17 protein-coding genes are annotated in these 17,886 nt (G+C 65.5%); 5 read left to right on the top strand and 12 right to left on the bottom strand.

Translation table 11 applies throughout. From position 1 onward, the window contains the following. Positions 1-30: 30 nt before the first annotated feature. Complete coding sequence (locus CTB96_RS10365; protein WP_248283332.1) at positions 31-357, bottom strand: carboxymuconolactone decarboxylase family protein; 327 nt, start codon at positions 355-357, stop codon at positions 31-33. 46 nt (positions 358-403) lie between these two features. Beyond that, complete coding sequence (locus CTB96_RS10360) at positions 404-1,966, bottom strand: DUF1254 domain-containing protein (protein WP_110126838.1); 1,563 nt, start codon at positions 1,964-1,966, stop codon at positions 404-406. Between the two features lie 382 nt (positions 1,967-2,348). Here CTB96_RS10360 and CTB96_RS10355 point away from each other — a divergent pair, with 382 nt between their 5' ends. The 3 genes from CTB96_RS10355 to CTB96_RS10345 all read left to right on the top strand — a co-directional run bounded on the left by CTB96_RS10355 (position 2,349) and on the right by CTB96_RS10345 (position 5,278). Further along, the gene (locus CTB96_RS10355; protein WP_110126837.1) at positions 2,349-3,620 is read left to right on the top strand and encodes an AI-2E family transporter; all 1,272 of its coding nucleotides are present in this window, start codon (positions 2,349-2,351) and stop codon (positions 3,618-3,620) included. Beyond that, the gene (locus CTB96_RS10350; RefSeq protein WP_110126836.1) at positions 3,617-4,186 is read left to right on the top strand and encodes a potassium channel family protein; all 570 of its coding nucleotides are present in this window, start codon (positions 3,617-3,619) and stop codon (positions 4,184-4,186) included. The genes CTB96_RS10355 and CTB96_RS10350 overlap by 4 nt, the downstream gene beginning before the upstream one ends. Positions 4,187-4,489: 303 nt before the next feature. Further along, complete coding sequence (locus CTB96_RS10345; RefSeq protein WP_146215791.1) at positions 4,490-5,278, top strand: YhjD/YihY/BrkB family envelope integrity protein; 789 nt, start codon at positions 4,490-4,492, stop codon at positions 5,276-5,278. Between the two features lie 30 nt (positions 5,279-5,308). Here CTB96_RS10345 and CTB96_RS10340 read toward each other — a convergent pair whose 3' ends face one another. From CTB96_RS10340 to CTB96_RS10320, 5 genes are all read right to left on the bottom strand, one after another. After that, positions 5,309-6,289, bottom strand: a complete 981-nt coding sequence (locus CTB96_RS10340) for an SRPBCC family protein (protein ID WP_110126834.1) — start codon at positions 6,287-6,289, stop codon at positions 5,309-5,311. Positions 6,290-6,303: 14 nt separating this feature from the next. After that, positions 6,304-6,657 (bottom strand): ArsR/SmtB family transcription factor, encoded by a 354-nt coding sequence (locus CTB96_RS10335; protein ID WP_110126833.1) that lies wholly within the window; start codon positions 6,655-6,657, stop codon positions 6,304-6,306. 64 nt (positions 6,658-6,721) lie between these two features. Continuing rightward, positions 6,722-7,936, bottom strand: a complete 1,215-nt coding sequence (locus CTB96_RS10330) for a thiolase family protein (RefSeq protein WP_248283331.1) — start codon at positions 7,934-7,936, stop codon at positions 6,722-6,724. Further along, the gene (locus CTB96_RS10325) at positions 7,917-9,326 is read right to left on the bottom strand and encodes a class I adenylate-forming enzyme family protein (protein WP_110126831.1); all 1,410 of its coding nucleotides are present in this window, start codon (positions 9,324-9,326) and stop codon (positions 7,917-7,919) included. The genes CTB96_RS10330 and CTB96_RS10325 overlap by 20 nt, the downstream gene beginning before the upstream one ends. A 27-nt stretch (positions 9,327-9,353) precedes the next feature. Continuing rightward, on the bottom strand, positions 9,354-10,124 hold the full coding sequence (locus CTB96_RS10320; RefSeq protein WP_110126830.1) for a MerR family transcriptional regulator: 771 nt from the start codon (positions 10,122-10,124) through the stop codon (positions 9,354-9,356). 161 nt (positions 10,125-10,285) lie between these two features. Between CTB96_RS10320 and CTB96_RS10315 the strand changes: the two genes are divergently transcribed. Next, positions 10,286-10,753: a VOC family protein gene (locus CTB96_RS10315; RefSeq protein ID WP_110126829.1), complete on the top strand. Its 468-nt coding sequence runs from the start codon at positions 10,286-10,288 to the stop codon at positions 10,751-10,753. A 13-nt stretch (positions 10,754-10,766) separates the two neighbouring features. Here the strand turns inward: CTB96_RS10315 and CTB96_RS10310 are convergent, their stop codons facing one another. Then, a complete protein-coding gene (locus tag CTB96_RS10310; RefSeq protein WP_181397230.1) occupies positions 10,767-11,138 on the bottom strand; it encodes a nuclear transport factor 2 family protein in 372 nt (123 codons plus the stop codon). A gap of 166 nt (positions 11,139-11,304) precedes the next feature. On the opposite strand from CTB96_RS10310, the gene ligD reads away from it, so the two are divergent. Then, positions 11,305-12,528, top strand: a complete 1,224-nt coding sequence (gene ligD, locus CTB96_RS10305) for a non-homologous end-joining DNA ligase (RefSeq protein WP_110126827.1) — start codon at positions 11,305-11,307, stop codon at positions 12,526-12,528. A 176-nt stretch (positions 12,529-12,704) separates the two neighbouring features. Here ligD and CTB96_RS10300 read toward each other — a convergent pair whose 3' ends face one another. From CTB96_RS10300 to CTB96_RS10285, 4 genes are all read right to left on the bottom strand, one after another. After that, entirely contained in the window at positions 12,705-13,709 is a 1,005-nt protein-coding gene (locus tag CTB96_RS10300; protein ID WP_248283330.1) for a Gfo/Idh/MocA family protein, read from the bottom strand. Further along, the gene (locus tag CTB96_RS10295) at positions 13,706-14,764 is read right to left on the bottom strand and encodes a Gfo/Idh/MocA family oxidoreductase (RefSeq protein ID WP_110126826.1); all 1,059 of its coding nucleotides are present in this window, start codon (positions 14,762-14,764) and stop codon (positions 13,706-13,708) included. The genes CTB96_RS10300 and CTB96_RS10295 overlap by 4 nt, the downstream gene beginning before the upstream one ends. Positions 14,765-14,847: 83 nt before the next feature. Further along, entirely contained in the window at positions 14,848-16,755 is a 1,908-nt protein-coding gene (locus tag CTB96_RS10290; RefSeq protein WP_248283329.1) for a beta-glucoside-specific PTS transporter subunit IIABC, read from the bottom strand. A gap of 137 nt (positions 16,756-16,892) precedes the next feature. Then, the gene (locus CTB96_RS10285) at positions 16,893-17,771 is read right to left on the bottom strand and encodes a PRD domain-containing protein (RefSeq protein ID WP_110126824.1); all 879 of its coding nucleotides are present in this window, start codon (positions 17,769-17,771) and stop codon (positions 16,893-16,895) included. Positions 17,772-17,886 lie beyond the last annotated feature (115 nt).

The raw sequence follows: 17,886 nt of genomic DNA, 5'->3' as shown, positions 1-17,886 counted from the left end.
CCGATCGGTCATGGACGCGCCGCAGACTGGTCAGTCCACCCCATCGAGGTCGTAGCCCAGCGCCAATGCGACCTTCGGTGCGGCGGCGACAATCCGAGGCGCGCCGACCACGACCCTGAGGCCGACCAGAACGTCGACGATTTCGTCCGGCGACGCTCCGGCGCCTACTGCGGCGTCCGCCAGGTCACCGAAGGAAGGCTCCGACGCCCCGATTGCCACGAGCGCGGCCAATCGAGCGAGGGCCAGCGTTTTCGGTGACAAACTAGAGGATGCCCAGCCTGCTTCGGCGGCCTGGTCCGCGGCCTGCGAGTCGCTGATGGCCAATCGGCGCAACCGTCCCACATAGTCCAGTGCCACGACGACTCCTTTCATGCATGCCGCCGCAGCCCGGCAGCGAAGGCCGTCAAACAGGTTCGATCTCGCTGGGCCGCCAGGTCTTGTCGAAGAACGGCTGCAACGGGCTGTACAGCCGGAGGATGACGAAGTAGCCCTTCGACGGGTCGGTCTGCAGCCAGTTGCTGAATCTGCCCTCGGGCGCGGTCGGGCCGAAGAAGACGTCGGTCGAGCCGTCTGCATTGGCTTCCACAGTGCCGGATTGACTGCCGATGTCGGGCATGGACTGATCGGTCTGCAGCATCGAGCGAGTCTGGCGGTCATAGACCATCACTGACCAGAACCGGCTCTGCGGGATGCCGGGTGGCAGCACCAACCGGTAGTTCCGACGACCGTCGAGGTAAGCGCCCTCGGCATCGCGCATGGTGAAGATGTACTGAGACCCGATCCCCGTCAGCCGCATGCACATCGCGGGGGTGATTCCCGTGTATGCGTAGAAGAAAGCGGTGCGAGCGTTGAGCTTGCGGGCTCCCTCGTGCGGGCTGGGAACGATACCATCGCCGCTGATCTGAGGTGGCGGGTCGAGGAACTCGAATCCTCCTGCCCAGAGCGGGTTGAACCATTGGGATCCGGGGTAGAACGCCCACCCCTCCTCGGGTCGCGGCGACACCGCCACGGTGCGAGCGGTCGCGTTCCCGACCACCACAGCTTCTTCGAGCGCCGTGCGCATCCGCTCGTCCGGCTCGAATGGCTGGCCCTTCACGATTCCCACCCGAGCGAGAAGGCCAAGCACGTCCGGTTCGCCCGCATCGGCCGGCTCGGTCTGCACGAGCTCGTTGATGACGTCCCAGTAACTGGAGTCGCTCGGCGGGATGGTGTTGAACGACCGTCCCGACCCTTCGACGAAAAGGGTCTCCCCCGGCGGCGAAACCCGACCGAGGGGTGCCTCGCCGGCCAGGAACGTGGCGATCGCAGTGCCGGCACCGCCAGGCGCGTAGGGGTGCACCCGCAGGCCATCGCGAAGGACCTGCGATGGCACCGTCGGGTCGTTGTCGATCATGAATGCGCGGAGGAAGAAGAGAACCCCGTTCGTGCGGGAATGCGAGACATGGAAGCCACTGTCGGGAAGGGGCCCGGTGTAATCCGGCCCGGCGAAGAGGTACCTGCCGCCGCTGGCACGGTCGGGGCCGGGCAGACCGATGTCTGTGATCCAGCGGAACCACATGTCATCTGCGGCGCCGAGAAGCCCCGATGGCGCGTCAAGGGCAGGCACGTCGATCACCATCGGCCCATCGCTCAGGTCGAGGAACCCGATGGCGTAGACGGTGTCGCAGTTCGCGGTCAAGAACAACGACGACGAATCCATGAGTTCGGAGAAGATGAGCACACCTGTGTTGTCCTCCACCCCGATCGACCGCAGGCCGCGGTGCATCGCCGTCGTCGACGCACCCGGATAGGAATCGATGAAGGCTTCGACGCCGTGGAGAAAGTCGAGGTGCTCATAGAGCAGCTCGGCTGTGGCCTCCGATGGGGCGCCGTCGTCGAACTCGAGCGTGCCTAGGCGACTCTCGATGCGGTCGGGCATCGCCAACGATGCCGGCGTCTTCGTTGGCACCCGTGTTTGTGAACTCATAACGTTCTCCTTTGTCACGTGAGAGTGTCGCTTGAGCGGTTCCGATGTGTCCGGTTCCGAGATGTGTCCGTGGGCCGAGAGTCCGTTGATGGGCTCGGGCGTTACTCACGATAGGTCTGGGAGCGCCGACTCCTCATCACGCTATGTGGGTGATGCCCTCGCTTCGTTCGGCTCGCCGTGCACCATTCGAGGGCGTCGCGGGGTCACGAGCGCGGCGCCGAACCACCGGCCAGTACTCCCCGCCCACGCGACGGGATCTTGGAGCATCATGCGATCTGGATGATGCCCCCTGGGCGGCACGCTGCTTGCCTGAGACCGGCGTGGATGCCGGCATCGAGGAAACCGGGGCGGCTAGCCGGCGAGCCCGGGATCGGAGTGGCTTGTGTGGTGGAACAAGAAGTCGGTTCAAGCCGGTGCAGTAGCCGAGGTCGGTGGAGAGACCGGGCAGGCTCAGGTGAACATCGATCAGGCGCGGGTGAACGAGACCCAGGCACGGGTGAACGCGGATCAGACCCGAGTGAGGGCACTGCTGGGAAACCACCGCAACGCGTTCATCCTGATCGGCCTGGGCGGAGCCGTGCTCGTGGGAATCGGCATCGCGGGACTCGCTCCGATCATCGCTCCGGTCTTCCTCGCCGTCATCCTGACGATTTGCATGCATCCGCTCAGGATCTGGCTGGAGGGCCATCACATCCCGCGCGGGATCGCGACTGCCGCAGTGGTCTTGGCGGCCGTTCTGCTGTTGGTCGCCTTCGGCTATGCAGTGCTCGTCGCGTTCGGGGAGTTCAGCGCACTGCTGCCGCGATTCGCGGACCAGATCACGGGCTTCGGTCAGGACGTGGTTGCGTGGCTGAACTCGATCGGCATCTCCTCCAGGGAACTCGACGCCGTCGCCTCGGACTTCGACCCGGCCAGACTGGCCGACGTCGTGAGCGGCCTGATCGGCGGGCTCGCCGGGATCAGCTCCGCCCTGATCATCCTCTTGACGATTGCGCTGCTGATGGGGATGGACGCCGGTTATATCCCTGTGGTGCTGGCTCAGACCGGCACGACGCATCCGGTCTTGGTCGCCGGCCTCTCCGGCTATGCCACCAATGTGCGCCGGTACATGGTGTGGACGACCCTGCTCGGTCTGCTGCAGGGTGCCATCGATTTTGTCGCACTGATCCTGCTTGGCGTTCCCGGCGCGTTCACTTGGGGTCTGTTGGCGTTCTTGTGCAGCTTCATTCCGAACGTGGGCTACTTCCTCGCTCTCGTGCCGCCAATTGTTTTCGGGGCGCTCGTCGGCGGCTGGCCCACGGTTGTCGCGGTGATCGTCGTTTACGGAATCATCAACGCGATCGTGCAATCGGTGATCCAACCACGCGTGATCGGCAACGCCGTTTCGCTCAGCCAGACCATCACCTTCTTCTCCGTGCTCTTCTGGGCCGCCATTCTCGGCCCGATTGGCGCGATCCTGGCGATCCCGCTCACACTTCTGGTGCGGCTGATGCTCGTCGACACCTACCCGCCTGCCGGCTGGGTGCGCCCGATGCTTGGCGACCTCTCCGGCAGCAAGAGCCTGATTGCGCAGGAAGACGCCGAAATCGAGGCCGCCCGGCACGATCCTCCAGGGGATGAACCAGCACCACCAACCACAGCGGTGCAACCGTGACCGGACCCGGCCCGCAGGCGCTTGCCCCCGGCCAACGCCGCCGCCTCATCGCCCGGGGGGTCCTGCGGGCATTGGCGTCAACGACAGTTCTGGTCGCGCTCTACTTCTTGGTGCCCTTCGCCCTCATCAGTGCGTTGCCCCTCGTCGTCTGGCTCGTGGTCGCCTTCCTTGTGCTGGTGGCTGTCTCAGCCTGGCAATTGCGGGCGATTGCCCGGTCAACGCATCCGACAGTGCAAGCGATCGTGGCGCTCGCGATCACCGCACCCCTATACCTATTGCTCTTCGCGGTCACGTATTTCCTGCTGTCGGTCTCTGGCTCCGAGCATTTCAGCACCGGTGTGCTCACCCGGCTCGACGCCTTGTACTTCACGGTCACCATCTTCGCCACGGTCGGTTTCGGCGACATCTCCCCCGCAACGCAGGGCGCGCGACTGATCGTCATGATTCAGATGATTCTGAACCTTCTCGTGTTGGGCGCGGGGATCAAGGTGTTCGTCGGCGCCGTCCAACGGCGCCGCAAGGACCAGGAGTCGGATGCGAACGCCGTCGCAGATGGGACCCCCTAACCCGAGCACACCCTCGGGCTACAGCCGAGACCCGCCATGCGACCTGCATGAGCGACATAGCCACCTGCCCCGGTTGATTCACCTGATCTACGTGACGCGGTGCCGTCGCCGCCATCGTGCAATGGGGAATGACGATGCGGAGGATGACATGGCCTCACACCCCACGGCGGCCTTTTTGATGCCGCGCGGCTGCGCCGTCGGGGAGCCGGCGAATCGAGTCGGGCAGTGGCAACCCAGCCGCCCGTGAACCGATTGGTCCGGGCTAGCGTACGGTCGCCGGCCGGGCGGTTCATACTGCGAGCAGTGCGTGATCTTCGGAATCTCGAATTGTTCGATCGGGCGATGACCCTCGCCGCCCAGGCGTTCACCTCGATCCTGCCGGTCCTCATCGTGGCCGGCTCGGTGCGGGGCACCCTGAACCCCGAAGCAAACGCGATGTTCGCTGACAATCTCAGCCTGGATGATCACACCGCGCAGCTGCTCCAGCAATCGCTACCCGAACACATTGAAGGGATCACGCTCACGCAGGCGGTGGCCGCAGTGTTGCTGGTCATCGCGGCTACCGCGTTCGCCCGAGCGCTCGAGCGTTGCTATCGCCGGGTGTGGAACACGCCTAGGGCGAGCATCCGCTTCGCCTGGCGCTGGGTCGCCGCCATCGTTGCGATCGTGGTCGGGTTCGTTCTCGTCGTCACGACCCGCTACGTCGTGCGCGGCACGGGTGCGGTGCCGGTGTTGGAATTCATCATCGAAGCGACGATCTGGTGCGTATTGTGGTGGATCGCGTCGTGGGTCGTGATCAACCGCACCGTCAGCCTGCGGGCACTCCTGCCGGGTTCAGCGCTCGCCGGGCTGGGGTTCGCCCTGGCCGCGACGCTGGGTCGGGTGTATCTCCCGCGAGTTCTCGCCTCTTCCGCCGATCAGTTCGGTGTACTCGGACTCGCCTTCTCGTACGTCGGCTGGCTGTTCGTGCTGATGTCAGTGCTTCTCGCCGCAATCACGATCGGCCGCGTCGTTCACCTGACCCTGGTCGGGCACGAGTGGAGCCGCTCCGGGACGGCCGCCGCGCACCGGGCGAGTGGTGGTTCTCGCTGATCCGCCGGTGCAGCCGTCCCTGAGGCGTACCTAGGCCAGTGTCGGTTGCAACAGGCCCTCGAGGCGCTGGTAGCTCGTCTCCATGCCGTCGGTCATGCCGGTTGCCAGCACGGCGTCGCGCTGCTCGGCGTTCGCGTAGGTGATGACGAGTGAGAGCAGGGTGCCGCCCTCGACCTCTGTGAGGGTCATCTCGTTGAGCGTTGCCGGGAAGTCCATTCCGATCATCGCCTCGGTCGTGACCGCGCGGTACGGTGCCTCCGACTCGAGCAATTCGCCGGTGAAGCCGAACCTCTCCTCGCCGCCGTCCCGCTGCCATTCGTAGCGGTAGCTGTCGCCCACGGCGGTGGCGACCTCACAGACGGGCATCGACCAGCCGTCAGGCCCCAGCAGCCACCGCTTCATCAGCGCGGCGTCGTTGTGGGCCCGCCACACCTGGTCGACGGTGCCGCGGATGACGCGCGCCACCCGCACCTGGGTGTCGCTGAGGATCTGCGCCTCTGCCCGGCGTTCGGTGGCGAATGCTGCCAGATCGGCCAGCACCTGGTCGATCTGCGCCATCGCCTGCCGGGTGCCCTCGAGCATGCCCATCTCGATGAGCTGCTGCATCTGCTCGAGCGAGTCGAAGTGCGAGGTTGTCGTCACGCGGCTGCCGCCGTTCGTCTCCGCGAAGGCGAAGCCCATCCGGCTGGCCGGAAGGTCGGTGTTCGGCACGCCCGCTTCGTCGGCGAACCTGTCGATCACTTCGAAGGAATGGGGCGCATCGGCCTGTGTCCAGTCCCAGCATCCGTAGTGCACGTCTCCCTCGGGCCCAGTCATCGAGTACAGGCTGCGGCCGCCGGCATGGGCGTCGTGCCGGAAGAACGTGGCCGGGTAGGTCGGCGGCCCCCAGAACCGTTCGATCTGACGCGGGTCGGTGTAGGCATCCCAGAGCCTGCGCACGGGCGCGGTGAAGTCCGCCACGATCGTGAGGGTGAGCTGGTCGAGGTCTTTCTCGACAGAGGTGACAGGCATGATCTTCCTTTCGGTTAGGTGTCTGGTGGAGCGGGGTTGTCCTCAGCGAGCAGGATGTCGAGGCGATCGATACGCGAACGCCAGAGTTCTTCGAAGTGGTCGAGCAGGCGCTGGGCCTGGCGGATGCGGTCGAGGTTCGCGCGCACCATCCGCTCGCGGCCGCGTGAGTTCTTGGTCACGAGCATCGCCTCCTCCAGCACGGCAACGTGTTTTTGCACGGCCGCGAACGACATCTCGTACGCGCCCGCCAACTGTGAGACGGAGACATCCTCGACCAGAGTGCGGCGCACGATATCGCGCCGTGTCGCGTCTGCGAGGGCACGGAAGAGACGGTTCACGTCCTGATCGGAAAGCTCTGATACAACCATTTGATTGTACGATATCCGACGACAATGGATCGCGCAAGCATCCGACCCCGATTGCCTGAGCCAGTCAGCGGGTCGGGGTCTCCCACCGCCAGAGGGCAGCCAGGCCGAGACCGCCGGCGATGCTGAGCGCCGACAGTGACAGCTCCCCCTCCGCTGCAGCGGCGCGTGCCTGCTGCAGGAGGCGCAGCACGAGCATGGCCCCGGAGGCTCCGTAGGGATGCCCGAGGGCAAGCGCGCCGCCCTGCCGGTTGGCGCTTTCGGCAGGCAGTCCCATCAGGTCGAGCGACGCCAGCACCTGGGCGGCGAAGGCTTCGGTGAACTCGACTCGGCCGAGGTCACCGGCCCTGATGCCGGCGCGGGCGAAGAGCGCCAGACCGGCCGCCGCTCCCCCGATACCGAGCAAGGTGGGGTCAACGCCCGCCGGTACTGCATCGACAAAAGCCAGGTAGCCGGGTGCGCCCCAGGCGTCGGCCTGGGCGCGGCTCGTCACCGCCACCACCACGGCGCCGTCCGCGTCCGCGCAGGAATTCCCGGCGGTCACCGAGCCATCCGGCGTGAACGCCGCCGGAAACCGCGCTAGCAGGTTCTCGCCCAGCCCCGACCGCGGACCGGAGTCGCCGGCGACCGGCCCGGTCGGTGTCGACACGGCCACGATCTCGTCGTCGAAGGCGCCCGCCGCGATCGCCGCCGTGGCGAGACGATGGCTGCGCAGCGCGAACGCATCCTGCCGCTCGCGGCCGACGCCGTACGTCACGGCCACCGTGTCGGCGGCGACGCCCATGTCGGGGTCACCCAGGGTGGTCGGGGAAAAGCTCACCCGGTCGTAGAAGTCGGGCGCGACTGCAGTGGAGCTGAGCCGATGGGCGCGGAGAGGCGCCGTGCTCGTGCTCTCGACCCCGCCCGCCAGGTAGAGAGTGCCGGCGCCGGCCTGCACGAGCCGGCAGGCCAGCACGATGGCCTCGAGCCCGGATCCGCACTGGCGGTCGACGGTCTGCCCCGGCACCGTGACCGGCAGGCCCGCCGTCAGCAGCGCCAAGCGGGCCACGTTGCCGCCACCGCCGACGGCGTTGCCGATGATCACGTCATCCACCGCCGCTGCCGGCAGTGCCCCATCGGCCAGCACCGCCGCCAGCACCGGTGCGAGCAGCTGGTCGTGGGTGATGGTACGCAGCGCGCCGTTGCGGCGGGCGAAAGCCGTGCGGCGGCCGAGCAGGATCACCGGCTGCCGGTCGGCCACAGATGTTCCCCGGTGGGCAGGGTCAGTGAAGTCGGATGGCACGGGCGTCTCCCTCGTCGATCCAGCGGCGGAGCAGGCTGCGGCTGACCTTGCCTGCAGCGGTGAGGGGCAGTTCGAGCAGTCGGTAGTACTCCTGCGGTCGCTTCGGGGCGGCCAGCGCGGCGCTGCTCGCGGCCCGCAGGCCGGCGGCATCCCGGTCGGTTCCGGCCAGGACCGCGGCGACCACTCGGAGGCCACGAACCGGATCGGGCAGGCCGGTCACCACGGCGGCCCGAACCCCGGGCAGTGCCTGCAGTGCCGCTTCCACCTCCTGCGGGTAGATGTTGCTGCCCGCGCTCACGATCATGTCGAGACCGCGGCCGAGATGGTGCAGTACCCCCGCTGGGTCGAGAAAGCCCTCGTCGCCCACCGTGCACCAGTCACCCTGACGCTGGAAGGCGACGCCGTCGTCTCCCCAGAGGTAGCCGTCGCAGACCAAGTCACTGGCGACCTGGATAGTTCCGGCCACGCCCGTGGCGACAGGCGTGCCGTCGTTGTCGACGATGCGAACGCGTGCCCCCGGGAACGGTCGGCCCACGGCGGTTTCGCTCGGCTCCGGCGCCTGGCCCGGTGCCAGCGTCGTCGAGGAGACGAACCCGAGTTCGGCCGCCCCGTAGTAGGCGACCAAAGTCGCCTCAGGCGCCCAACGTTGCAGCAGGCGGGTGGTATCGAGGTCGAGCTTCGCCCCACCGCTGACGATGCTGGTGAGTCCTCTGCTGATCTCGTTCGCCGCGAGCGCCCGCTGAGCCAGCATCCGCAGTACGGCCGGAACGGCGACCAGCCGGGTGATGTCGTGGGTGTCAATGCTCGCCAAAGCCGCCGCCACGTTGAACCTCGCCAAGGTGTGGAATGTCGCCCCGACGTGCAGGGATTCGGCCAGTGCATAGAGGTTGAGGCTGGCGCTGAGCGGGCCGGGCGCAAGCGTGCGGTCGTGCCGGGTGAGGCCGAGCACCTCGGCACTCTGGGGGAAGGACTGCTGCCAGGAGCGGCGGGTGCGGCTGAACGCCTTGGGCAGCGCCGTCGTGCCCGAGGTGAAGCCGTAGAGGAAGGTGGATTCGGGTGGACCATCCGTCAGGGCGCCGCGAGGTGTGCACGTGACCGACGCGGTCTCCAGCCGGCCGAGCCTGGCCGCCACCTCGACCTGCTGCTGCCGCGGCCAGCCCGGGTCGAGAACGGCGACGCGCCCGGTGCCGGCAACACCGGCCAGGAACTGCAGCACGAACTCGAGTCCGTTGGGCTGGCTGATGAGAGTGAGCCCGGTCTCGGTGCTGCCGAGCCGGTCGAGTACGGCGCCACGCAGCTGGGCGTACGTGAGCCCGTCATCGCCGACCTGCACGGCGACCTGCAACGGGCGCGACTCGGCTCCGTTCTGGAGTGCGGTGAGAATCGGCATTGCTCCTAGTTCTACCGCATGGCGAGGCTAGAGGTTACGGTCGGCGTACACTGCAATCGCCTCATTCACCAGAGCGGCGCCCGCGGTCCCGCCATAGATCTGTGCAAGCCGTTCGTCCGCGAGAGACATCTCACCCATCCAGCGGAAGTACTCCTTGGTCGGGTTCCCCTCGGGCGTGCGCGGGGTGCCGGGGATGCTCTGCAGCCAGGCGTAGTGTCGCTGCGCGAGCGCCTGGGCGTCGTCAGAGTCGGCCGCGACCTCGTTCTGAGCCGCGGCGGCCCACTCTGCGCCGAGTTCGGCTGCCGCGAGAAGAAAGTCGTCCTTCTCGTCCTGGGTCAGCGACTGGTACCAGGCGTCGCTCTCCGCGTAGGACTCCGTGCCCCAGAGCCGCTCGACCTCATCCTTATAAGCGGTGTGGTCGAAGCCGTCGAACATCTTCTCAGCCATCGGTTTCTCGCCTTTCTCCAGTTCGGTGATGGTGCGCTCGACGCTGGCCATTTGCCGGCCGAGACGCTGCTGCTCGTGAGCCAGCCAGTCGAGGTGAGCACGCAGCGCAGCGACGTCGTCGCGCTGCCCGGCGATCACATCGCCTATCGCGGGCAGGCCGAGTCCGAGTTGGCGCAGCAACAGCACCCGTTGCAGTCGCACCAGCGCCTCCGCGTCGTAGTAGCGGTAGCCGTTGTCGCCGATCCGGCTCGGCGACACCAGGCCCATGTCCTGGTAGTGGCGCAGCGTGCGCCGCGTCGTGCCCGCCAGTCGGGCGATCTCCTGAATGCTCCACTCGTGTGCTGGGCTCATCCTCGTTCCCTTCCACGAACGACGGTAGGGGGTGACGCTACGTCCAGGTCAAGCGGATGCCCTTCCATATGCAGCGGTAGGCCTTCGCTCAGACGGTGTCGCCGAGGGGGCTGATCCGCGTATGTTGGACGCACCGAAACAGTGCGAACGAGGAGGTTCCCATGGCCGAGCTCCCACCGATTCAGCCGTGTCTGTGGTTCGACAACCAGGCCCGCGCGGCGATGGAGTACTACGTCGACGTGTTCCCGAACTCCCGCATCCTCTCGATCGAGGAGTATCCCGACGAGTCGCTCGACGAGCATTTCGCCGGCATGTCCGGCAAGGTGCTGAACGGCCAGTTCCGTTTGAACGGGGTGGACTTTGTCTGCCTCGACGGCGGCCCGGCCTTCACCTTCAATGAGTCGATCTCCTTCGTCGTGTCCTGCGAAGACCAGGAGGAAATAGACCGCTACTGGTCGAGGCTCTCGCACGTGCCCGAGTCCGAGCAGTGCGGCTGGTGCAAGGACCAGTTCGGCATCAGCTGGCAGATCATCCCCGCGAACATGGGCGAGTTGACCCGACGCCCGGAGCAGATGCAGGTGATGATGCAGCAGAAGAAGATCGTGATCGCGGAGCTCGAGAACGCGTGATCGGCGCGATTCGTCAGGCGTCGATCTCGATCGTGTAGGAGACGATTTCGGTGATGCGACCGTCGACGAAGTCGTAGATGTCGCAGGACGCCACCACCGACACGTCTCCGCCCGCCTCGGTGTACCGAGCGAGGCTGTCGACCACGACACTGTCACCGCCAACGACCGTGCGAAAACGTTGGAACTCGGTGGTCACGTCCGCGAGATACCCGGCGCTCTCTCGGCAGACTTTCTCGACGGTCTCGCGGCCGAGCACAGGCTCGTCGCCGACGAGGCTCCAGACGATGTCATCGGCGATATACGGCAAAGCCTCCTCGAAGCGGTGACTGGAGAACGCTTGCGCGATCTCCACGGGGGTGGCGGTTTTTGTGGGATTGAGGCTCATATTCTCGTCCTTTCGATCTGGTTCTCGGTCCGGGATCGGTGCCGGTTTCATTTCTCAACTCCGTTCGGGCAGCACGGTAGTCGCCTCGGCGTGCGTGAGCCAGCCCCGGCGAAACAGTTCCGGGTGTCCCTCACTTGTCGCCGGCACCGCGCGTAGCATCGCCTCCATGAACGCGGCTAAGGACGACGCGACCACCCTCGACATCGATGGCCGGGAGGTGCGCGTGAGCCATCCCGGCAAGCTTGTCTTCCCCAAGCCGGGGATCACCAAGCTCGACCTCGTGAACTACTACCTCGCGGTGGCCGACGGCGCGCTGCGCGGTGCCGCAGACCGGCCCCTGGTGCTCAAGCGCTTCGTGAAGGGCATCGACCGGGAAGCGTTCTTCCAGAAGCGGGCGCCGGAGTCTCGGCCGACGTGGATCGAGACGACCACTCTGCACTACGCATCCGGCAGCTCGGCAGAGGAGGTTGTGGTGACGGATGCGGCCGCGCTCGCCTGGGTGATCAACCTCGGTTGCATCGACCTCAACCCGCATCCCGTGCGGGCGTGGGACCTCGATCATCCCGACGAGTTGCGCGTGGACCTGGACCCTATGCCCGGCGTCGACTGGGCGCAGATCGTCGACGTCGCATCCGTCGTGCGCGACGTGCTCACCGACCACGGCCTGGTCGGCTGGCCGAAGACCAGCGGCTCCCGCGGCCTGCACATCAACGTGCGGATCGAACCTCGCTGGGACTACCGGGCGGTGCGGCTCGCCGCGGAGTCCCTCGCCCGCGAGGTCGAGAATCGGGCTCCGGGCCTGGCGACCGCGCACTGGTGGAAGGAGGAGCGCGGCGAAAGTGTGTTCGTCGACTTCAACCAGAACGCCAAGGACCGCACCGTCGCATCCGCCTACTCGGTGCGCGCCGTGCCGGACGCCCGCGTGTCGACACCGCTCGATTGGGACGAGGTGCGCACCCGCCACCCAAAGGAGTTCACGGTCGCGACCGTGCTGCAGCGATTCAATGAGCGGGGCGATGTCGCCGCCGGCATCGACGCCGCCGCCGGCAGCCTCGACGCTCTGCTGGCTCTGGCCGAGCGGCTCGGGCCCACCGAGAAGGCGCCGTCGACGCCGGATGGGTCCGGTCGCCGCCGTTCGAGCATGCCGTTGGTCGAGATCGCCCGGGCTAAGACCAAGGAGGAGGCCATCGTCGGCCTCGACGCCTGGAGATCACGGCATCCGGACGTCGTCGGATCCCTCGAGCCCGCAGACGTGCTGGTCGACGGCATGCGCGGCGCGAGCTCCCTCTGGTATCGGGTGCGCGTCAACCTGCAGCACGTACCCGAGGCGGTCCGCCCTGCCCAAGGGCCCTTGGAAGTCGACTACGACCCGTGGGCCGGCCGCGGTTGACGACGGGGTCGGCGGTGTGCTGCGGCAGCGATGGTGCGCCGATGGCCCATACCTTCGAGCGCAGGATTAACCTGTGGAAGTCCGCGTCTGACGCTGCCCGTCAGACGTGCGGCTGACCACGTGACCGGCAGATTCCGGTCACGTGGCGGCGCTGCCGACGTCGTTCAGGGGCGGCGTCAGACGCCTAGGCGAATGCCAGCCGAGTCGAGCGCCCGGGCAGCGACCTCCAGCACAGCCTCGCTATGACTGAGCCGCTCATCCCGCCCAGCGGTGTCAGACGTGCGGACCATGAGGGCAAAAGCACGAAATTCCTCGACCATACGGTGCGGGTGCACCTTTTCGTCCACTCGAAGCGGATCTTCACCGGTGCGCATCACGGTAAAACTGTCACAGAGGTTCGGCGGCCCATCCAACACGATAGTGCCGCCGTCCCCCTGGACCAGGCTTTGCACCGGGCCGCCACAGTCCTTCGCACCCACGCACACAACCCGGCAGGTCGGATACTCCAGCACCAGGACTCCCGACGTGTCGACGCCGCGCTCGATATTGGCCGAATACGTCACCGACACCGGCTTGCCCAGGAGCCCGACGACAAAGTGGATGTTGTAGATACCGATGTCCATCAGGGCACCGCCTCCGAGGGCCGGGTCGAACGCTGGGAGCACTTCTCCCCGCCGAAACGCCGGGTACCGCGATGAGTACTGGGAGTAGTTGCACTGAATCAATTTCAGCGCGCCCAGGGTGGGCAGTGCCTCCTTGATCAGCCGGTAATTCGTCAAGTACTGCGTCGTGATGGCCTCGATGAGCATGAGTCCACGCTCACTCGCGATGACCCGCAGCTCTCTGAGCTCTTCCAGATTCAGGGTGAACGGCTTTTCGCAGATAACGTGTTTTCCTGCCAGCAACGCCCGCCGGGCGAACCCGAAATGCAGGCTGTTCGGCAAGCCGACATACACAGCCTCAACTGCAGGATCCGCCAGACACTCCTCGTAGTCCGTGTAGACGGCGCGGATTCCGTACGTCTCCGACAGTCCCTCCAACACGTCCCGCTGGTTCCCGAAGATGGCGGCCAGGTCGAACTCGGGCAGATCGCTGGCGATCGACAAGAAGTCCTGCACGATCATTCCCGAGCCGAGGACGGCGAGTCCGATCGTGCTCTGAGCAGCACCGGTGTCGCTCACTCCCCCGCCTCCTGGCCCCGAGCGTTGGCGTCCGTTGCGGGCACCCACGACTTGATGCCTTCTTCCAGGATGCCCATGAGCTCGATCGTCTGCACATCCGTCACGACCTTCGGCGCCCCGTTGACGATCGACGCGTACACCCCGTCATAGAACCGGGCATAGTCACCGATCTCAGAAACCACCTTCTCCTCGTGGAAGCCGCCCTCATCGTCGATATAGGAGACCGTGCCGTAGTGCTCCGGCAGATCGATCCCGAACCCTGGATTGCCGGGCATATAGAACACCTTCAGGTGCTCCTCCTGACGATCCTTCGTGTGCTTCATGAACACGCCCTTCTTCCCATACACCGCGAAGCCGGGGCGGCCGACGAGACGGAAGAAGCTGGACTTCACCGACACCTTCAGCACGCCGTAATAAAGGTCGATGTCGAAGTAGTCGTTCATCCGGCCCGGGCCGAGAAGCTGACGCACGTCGTAGTGGATACGGTCCGGGCTTCCGAAGACGCTCAGCACCTGGTCGACGGTGTGCACCGCGTGTCCGAAGAGATACGAGGTCGTCACCCCTTCCGTGGGGTGCGCGTTCATGGGGGTCTCTGGCCGGTAGTAGTCGTAGTGCATTTCGACTTCGAGCAGTTCGCCCAGCACTCCGCTTTCGATCACCTTCTGCACGGTCAGGAGATCGGAATCGAAGCGACGGTTCTGATAGGTCTGCAGGAACAGTCCGCGTTCGTCCGCGAGCGCGAACAGCTCGCGGGCCTCCTCGGCTGTCTCAGTGAACGGCTTCTCCACCAGCACGTTCTTTCCGCGCTCCAAGGCCGTCCGCGCGAACGATGCGTGCGACTCGAACGCGGTCGTCACGACTACGAGATCTACCTCCGGGTCCGACCACACCTGCTCGATGTCGCTCACGTACTCGACATCGGGCAGGGTCGGCCACACCGGCTTGCTTCGACCGTAGATTGTCTTCACCCGGAACGACTCCGGACGGGTGAGCACGAAGGGCAGATGATAGCGATTCGTGCTCTTACCGTTTCCGATGAATGCAATGGTCAACACGGATGAAACTCCCTAAAACGTGCCGGCCGGGGCCGACGTTTGGAACGCCCGGGCGGGCGCAAAGCGTGGAACGAACCAGGAGGCTATTTGACCTCGACAGGTTCCGCGGCGACGGCGAGATACAACGCGTCACCGTGCCGGATGGCGCCTGAGGCACCCGAAGCCACAACTGGATACTTACCGGCATTCAGAATGATCACCGGAGAGATGAGGTCGTACCCGGCAGCATCGATCGCGGCACGGTCGAACTCCAGAAGAACCTCGCCAGCCTTCACCGACTGACCCTTGGTGAGGTCCGAGACGAAGTGTTCACCCGCGAGTTTGACGGTGTCGATTCCGACATGGATCAAGAGCTCCGCACCATTCGCGTGGCGCAGACCGATCGCGTGCTTCGACGGGAAGACCGCCGCGACCACGCCGTCAAACGGTGCGTAGACAACACCGGAGGTCGGCCGAATCGCAACACCCTGGCCGAGCCCTCCTTCCGCGAAGGCGATATCCGGCACCTCGGACAGCGGCACGACTACGCCATCCATCGGGCTGTTGACCGCGACATCGGCGCTTGGTTCTCCCATGGAAGCCGCTGCAGTCACGGGCTCCTTGAATCCGAACACCATCACCAGAACGAAGGGAATGATGATCGAGGCGGCCAGCCCGAGGACGAGCATGAGGGTGCTGCCCGACCCGAATAGAGCCGGCAACGACAATCCTGAAGCCACGACGAACGCGCTGGAGGACACTCCACCGGCCGAGATCAACGCACCGCCGACGGCGCCACCGATCAGGCCGAACGCGAACGGTCGCTTCAACGGCAGGTTCACGCCATAGATCGCTGGCTCGGTGATTCCCGCCAGGAACCCGGACAACGTCGCCGGACCCGCGAGCGAACGACGGTCGGCATCCCGGGTGCGGATCCAGACGCCCAGCGCAGCAGCGCACTGCGCGAAGCCCGACGCGAAGACCGGCGCGAGCACCAGGATCAGGCCGGTTCGCTGGTACTCGAGTGCGAACAGCGGGATGAATCCCCAGTGCAGTCCCACAGTCGTCAAAGCCTGCCAGGATCCGCCGATGAGCGCGCCACCCAACCACGGTGCGACCGCGAACACCCAACCAATTCCGTCAGCCAGCATCGAGCTCACGAAGTTGGAGATCGGCCCGATCACGACGAACGTCAACGGGACCAGAACGAGCACCATGATCATCGGCGTCATGAACCGGCGAATCGCCGCCGGGAGCTTGGCGTAGAAGAACCGCTCCCCGTAGCTCTGCAGCCACACGATGATGATGATGGGGATGACACTGGAGGCGTAGCTCACCATCACGAACGGAATACCGAAGAAGTTCAGGTCCGGCACGCCTTGTGCGCCGGCGATCGCCGGGTATACGAGTGCCGCGGCAATTGCGAGCGAGGTGAACTCACTCGCCTTGAAGTACCGGGCTGCCGTGATCGCCAGTGCGAGCGGCAGGAAGGTGATGAAGGCATCGGAGAGGGCGTTCAAGACCAGGTGAGTCGGGCTGGCCGAATCGATCCATGACAGGGCGACGGCTAGGCTCAGGAAGGCTTTGAGCAGCCCGGTGCCGGCAAGCGGCCACAGCAGCGGGGTGAAGATGGCGGAGATCATCGAGATGAAACGGCTCAGCAGACTGCCTTCGGTGCGCTTCGGCCGACTGTCACCCGTGTTCTGCAGGATCGACGAGATCTTGCCGATTTCGGCGTAGACCTCGGGGACGTCGTTGCCGATCACGACCTGGTACTGACCACCGGAGCGCGCGACGGCGATGACCCCGGGAGTAGCGCGTACCCGATCTGTGTCGGCTTTCGTCTCATCCGTGAGTACGAACCTCAGTCTCGTTGCGCAGTGCACCAGCGACTGAACGTTCTTCTCCCCGCCGATTCCGTCCAAAATCTCTGCGGCTGTCTTCGAATAATCCATCGAAGTGTCACCTTTCCGCCGCGCCGTCGCGGCCTGTTTGTGGGTGCGGTAGGTCACCGCCGGCTGTTTCCGGGCAAAAAAAAGACCTGAACCTCACCACCGAATATTCGGTGAGAGTTCAGGTCTTGCCTGTTTGCACAGTGACAATCCGTAACTTGGATCTCAGCATACGGGTGCGCCGTCGGCAGCACAAATCAGGCCGCAGACGGGCCCACCCCTCGCGACGTCAGCCGCTCGACGTGCACGGTCACATACAGCACTTCTTCGTCAGTGAGAGCCTGGTTCGTGGCAGCCGCGATGTACTCCTGCACGGCTAGTGCGACCGCGAAGGACCGCGGGTACGAATGCTTGGCGAATTGGTAGAAGGAGGAGTCAGACCCACGCAGCATCGAACCTGAGGTCAGCCGTTGGAGGAGGAACTGGATGTGCAGGATGAAGCGGGCGTAGTCTGCGCTCCCGGCGTCGAGGGTCATGCCCAGCCCGTTCTCGACGGTCACCACAATGTGCTGCAACCGGCGAAGGAGGATTGCTGCTGTGCCGTCGGGCTGATTTCGAGTGGTGTTGAGCAGGTGCATCGTGAGGAACACGCATTCCTCCGGGGGCAATTTCACGCCGAGCGATGCGCCGATCGATTCGACCATCGAGGTGGCAGCAGCGAACTCGTCAGGATACAGAATCGCCAGTTCCGGCATCGGCGCCACCGCCATCTGCAATCCGGTCCGTACCCGTTCGATCACGTAGTTCATGTGGTCGAGTACGGCGAGTGGCAGCCTGCGACCGAGGTCTTTCTTCAGCTGCCGCTCGGCAACTTCGATGGCGGACATGACGGCTTCGACCGCCTCGTACGGCATATCGACCAGAAGGGTCCGTGCTCGATCCCCGTCGGATTTCGATTCGAGCACGAACGACTTCTCAACGAGTTCCAGGTCGAGGACGCTGTCGGTCTTGAGCCGGAAGCCCAGACCCGCACCCATCAACACACGCTCGTTGCCGCCGTCGTCGACCACGATCACAACGTTGTTATTGAGAATGCGCTGCGTGCCGGGAGCGTCGCTCTTGGGTGCACGAGCCATTACCTTGCCACCTCGGCGGTGACGCTGACAACAGTGTCCAAAGTTCTCTCGCTGTCTAGATCGGCGGATGTGGTCGCCCGGCACGGGCACAGGAGCGCGTGAGCACGTTCACCGC

The organism is Cryobacterium arcticum, assembly GCF_003185895.1.
Taxonomy (GTDB): Bacteria; Actinomycetota; Actinomycetes; order Actinomycetales; family Microbacteriaceae; genus Cryobacterium; species Cryobacterium arcticum.
Note: the sequence above shows the minus strand (reverse complement) of the source record. Positions and strands in the feature narration are given on the sequence as shown.

Excerpts from the sequence above, each read along its gene's own strand:
- CTB96_RS10360 (WP_110126838.1), bottom strand. The coding sequence starts at position 1,966 with ATGAGTTCACAAACACGGGTGCCAACGAAGACGCCGGCATCGTTGGCG.
- CTB96_RS10340 (WP_110126834.1), bottom strand. The coding sequence starts at position 6,289 with ATGCCTGTCACCTCTGTCGAGAAAGACCTCGACCAGCTCACCCTCACG.
- ligD (WP_110126827.1), top strand. The coding sequence starts at position 11,305 with ATGAACGCGGCTAAGGACGACGCGACCACCCTCGACATCGATGGCCGG.
- CTB96_RS10315 (WP_110126829.1), top strand. The coding sequence starts at position 10,286 with ATGGCCGAGCTCCCACCGATTCAGCCGTGTCTGTGGTTCGACAACCAG.
- CTB96_RS10285 (WP_110126824.1), bottom strand. The coding sequence starts at position 17,771 with ATGGCTCGTGCACCCAAGAGCGACGCTCCCGGCACGCAGCGCATTCTC.
- CTB96_RS10310 (WP_181397230.1), bottom strand. The coding sequence starts at position 11,138 with ATGAGCCTCAATCCCACAAAAACCGCCACCCCCGTGGAGATCGCGCAA.
- CTB96_RS10335 (WP_110126833.1), bottom strand. The coding sequence starts at position 6,657 with ATGGTTGTATCAGAGCTTTCCGATCAGGACGTGAACCGTCTCTTCCGT.
- CTB96_RS10325 (WP_110126831.1), bottom strand. The coding sequence starts at position 9,326 with ATGCCGATTCTCACCGCACTCCAGAACGGAGCCGAGTCGCGCCCGTTG.
- CTB96_RS10320 (WP_110126830.1), bottom strand. The coding sequence starts at position 10,124 with ATGAGCCCAGCACACGAGTGGAGCATTCAGGAGATCGCCCGACTGGCG.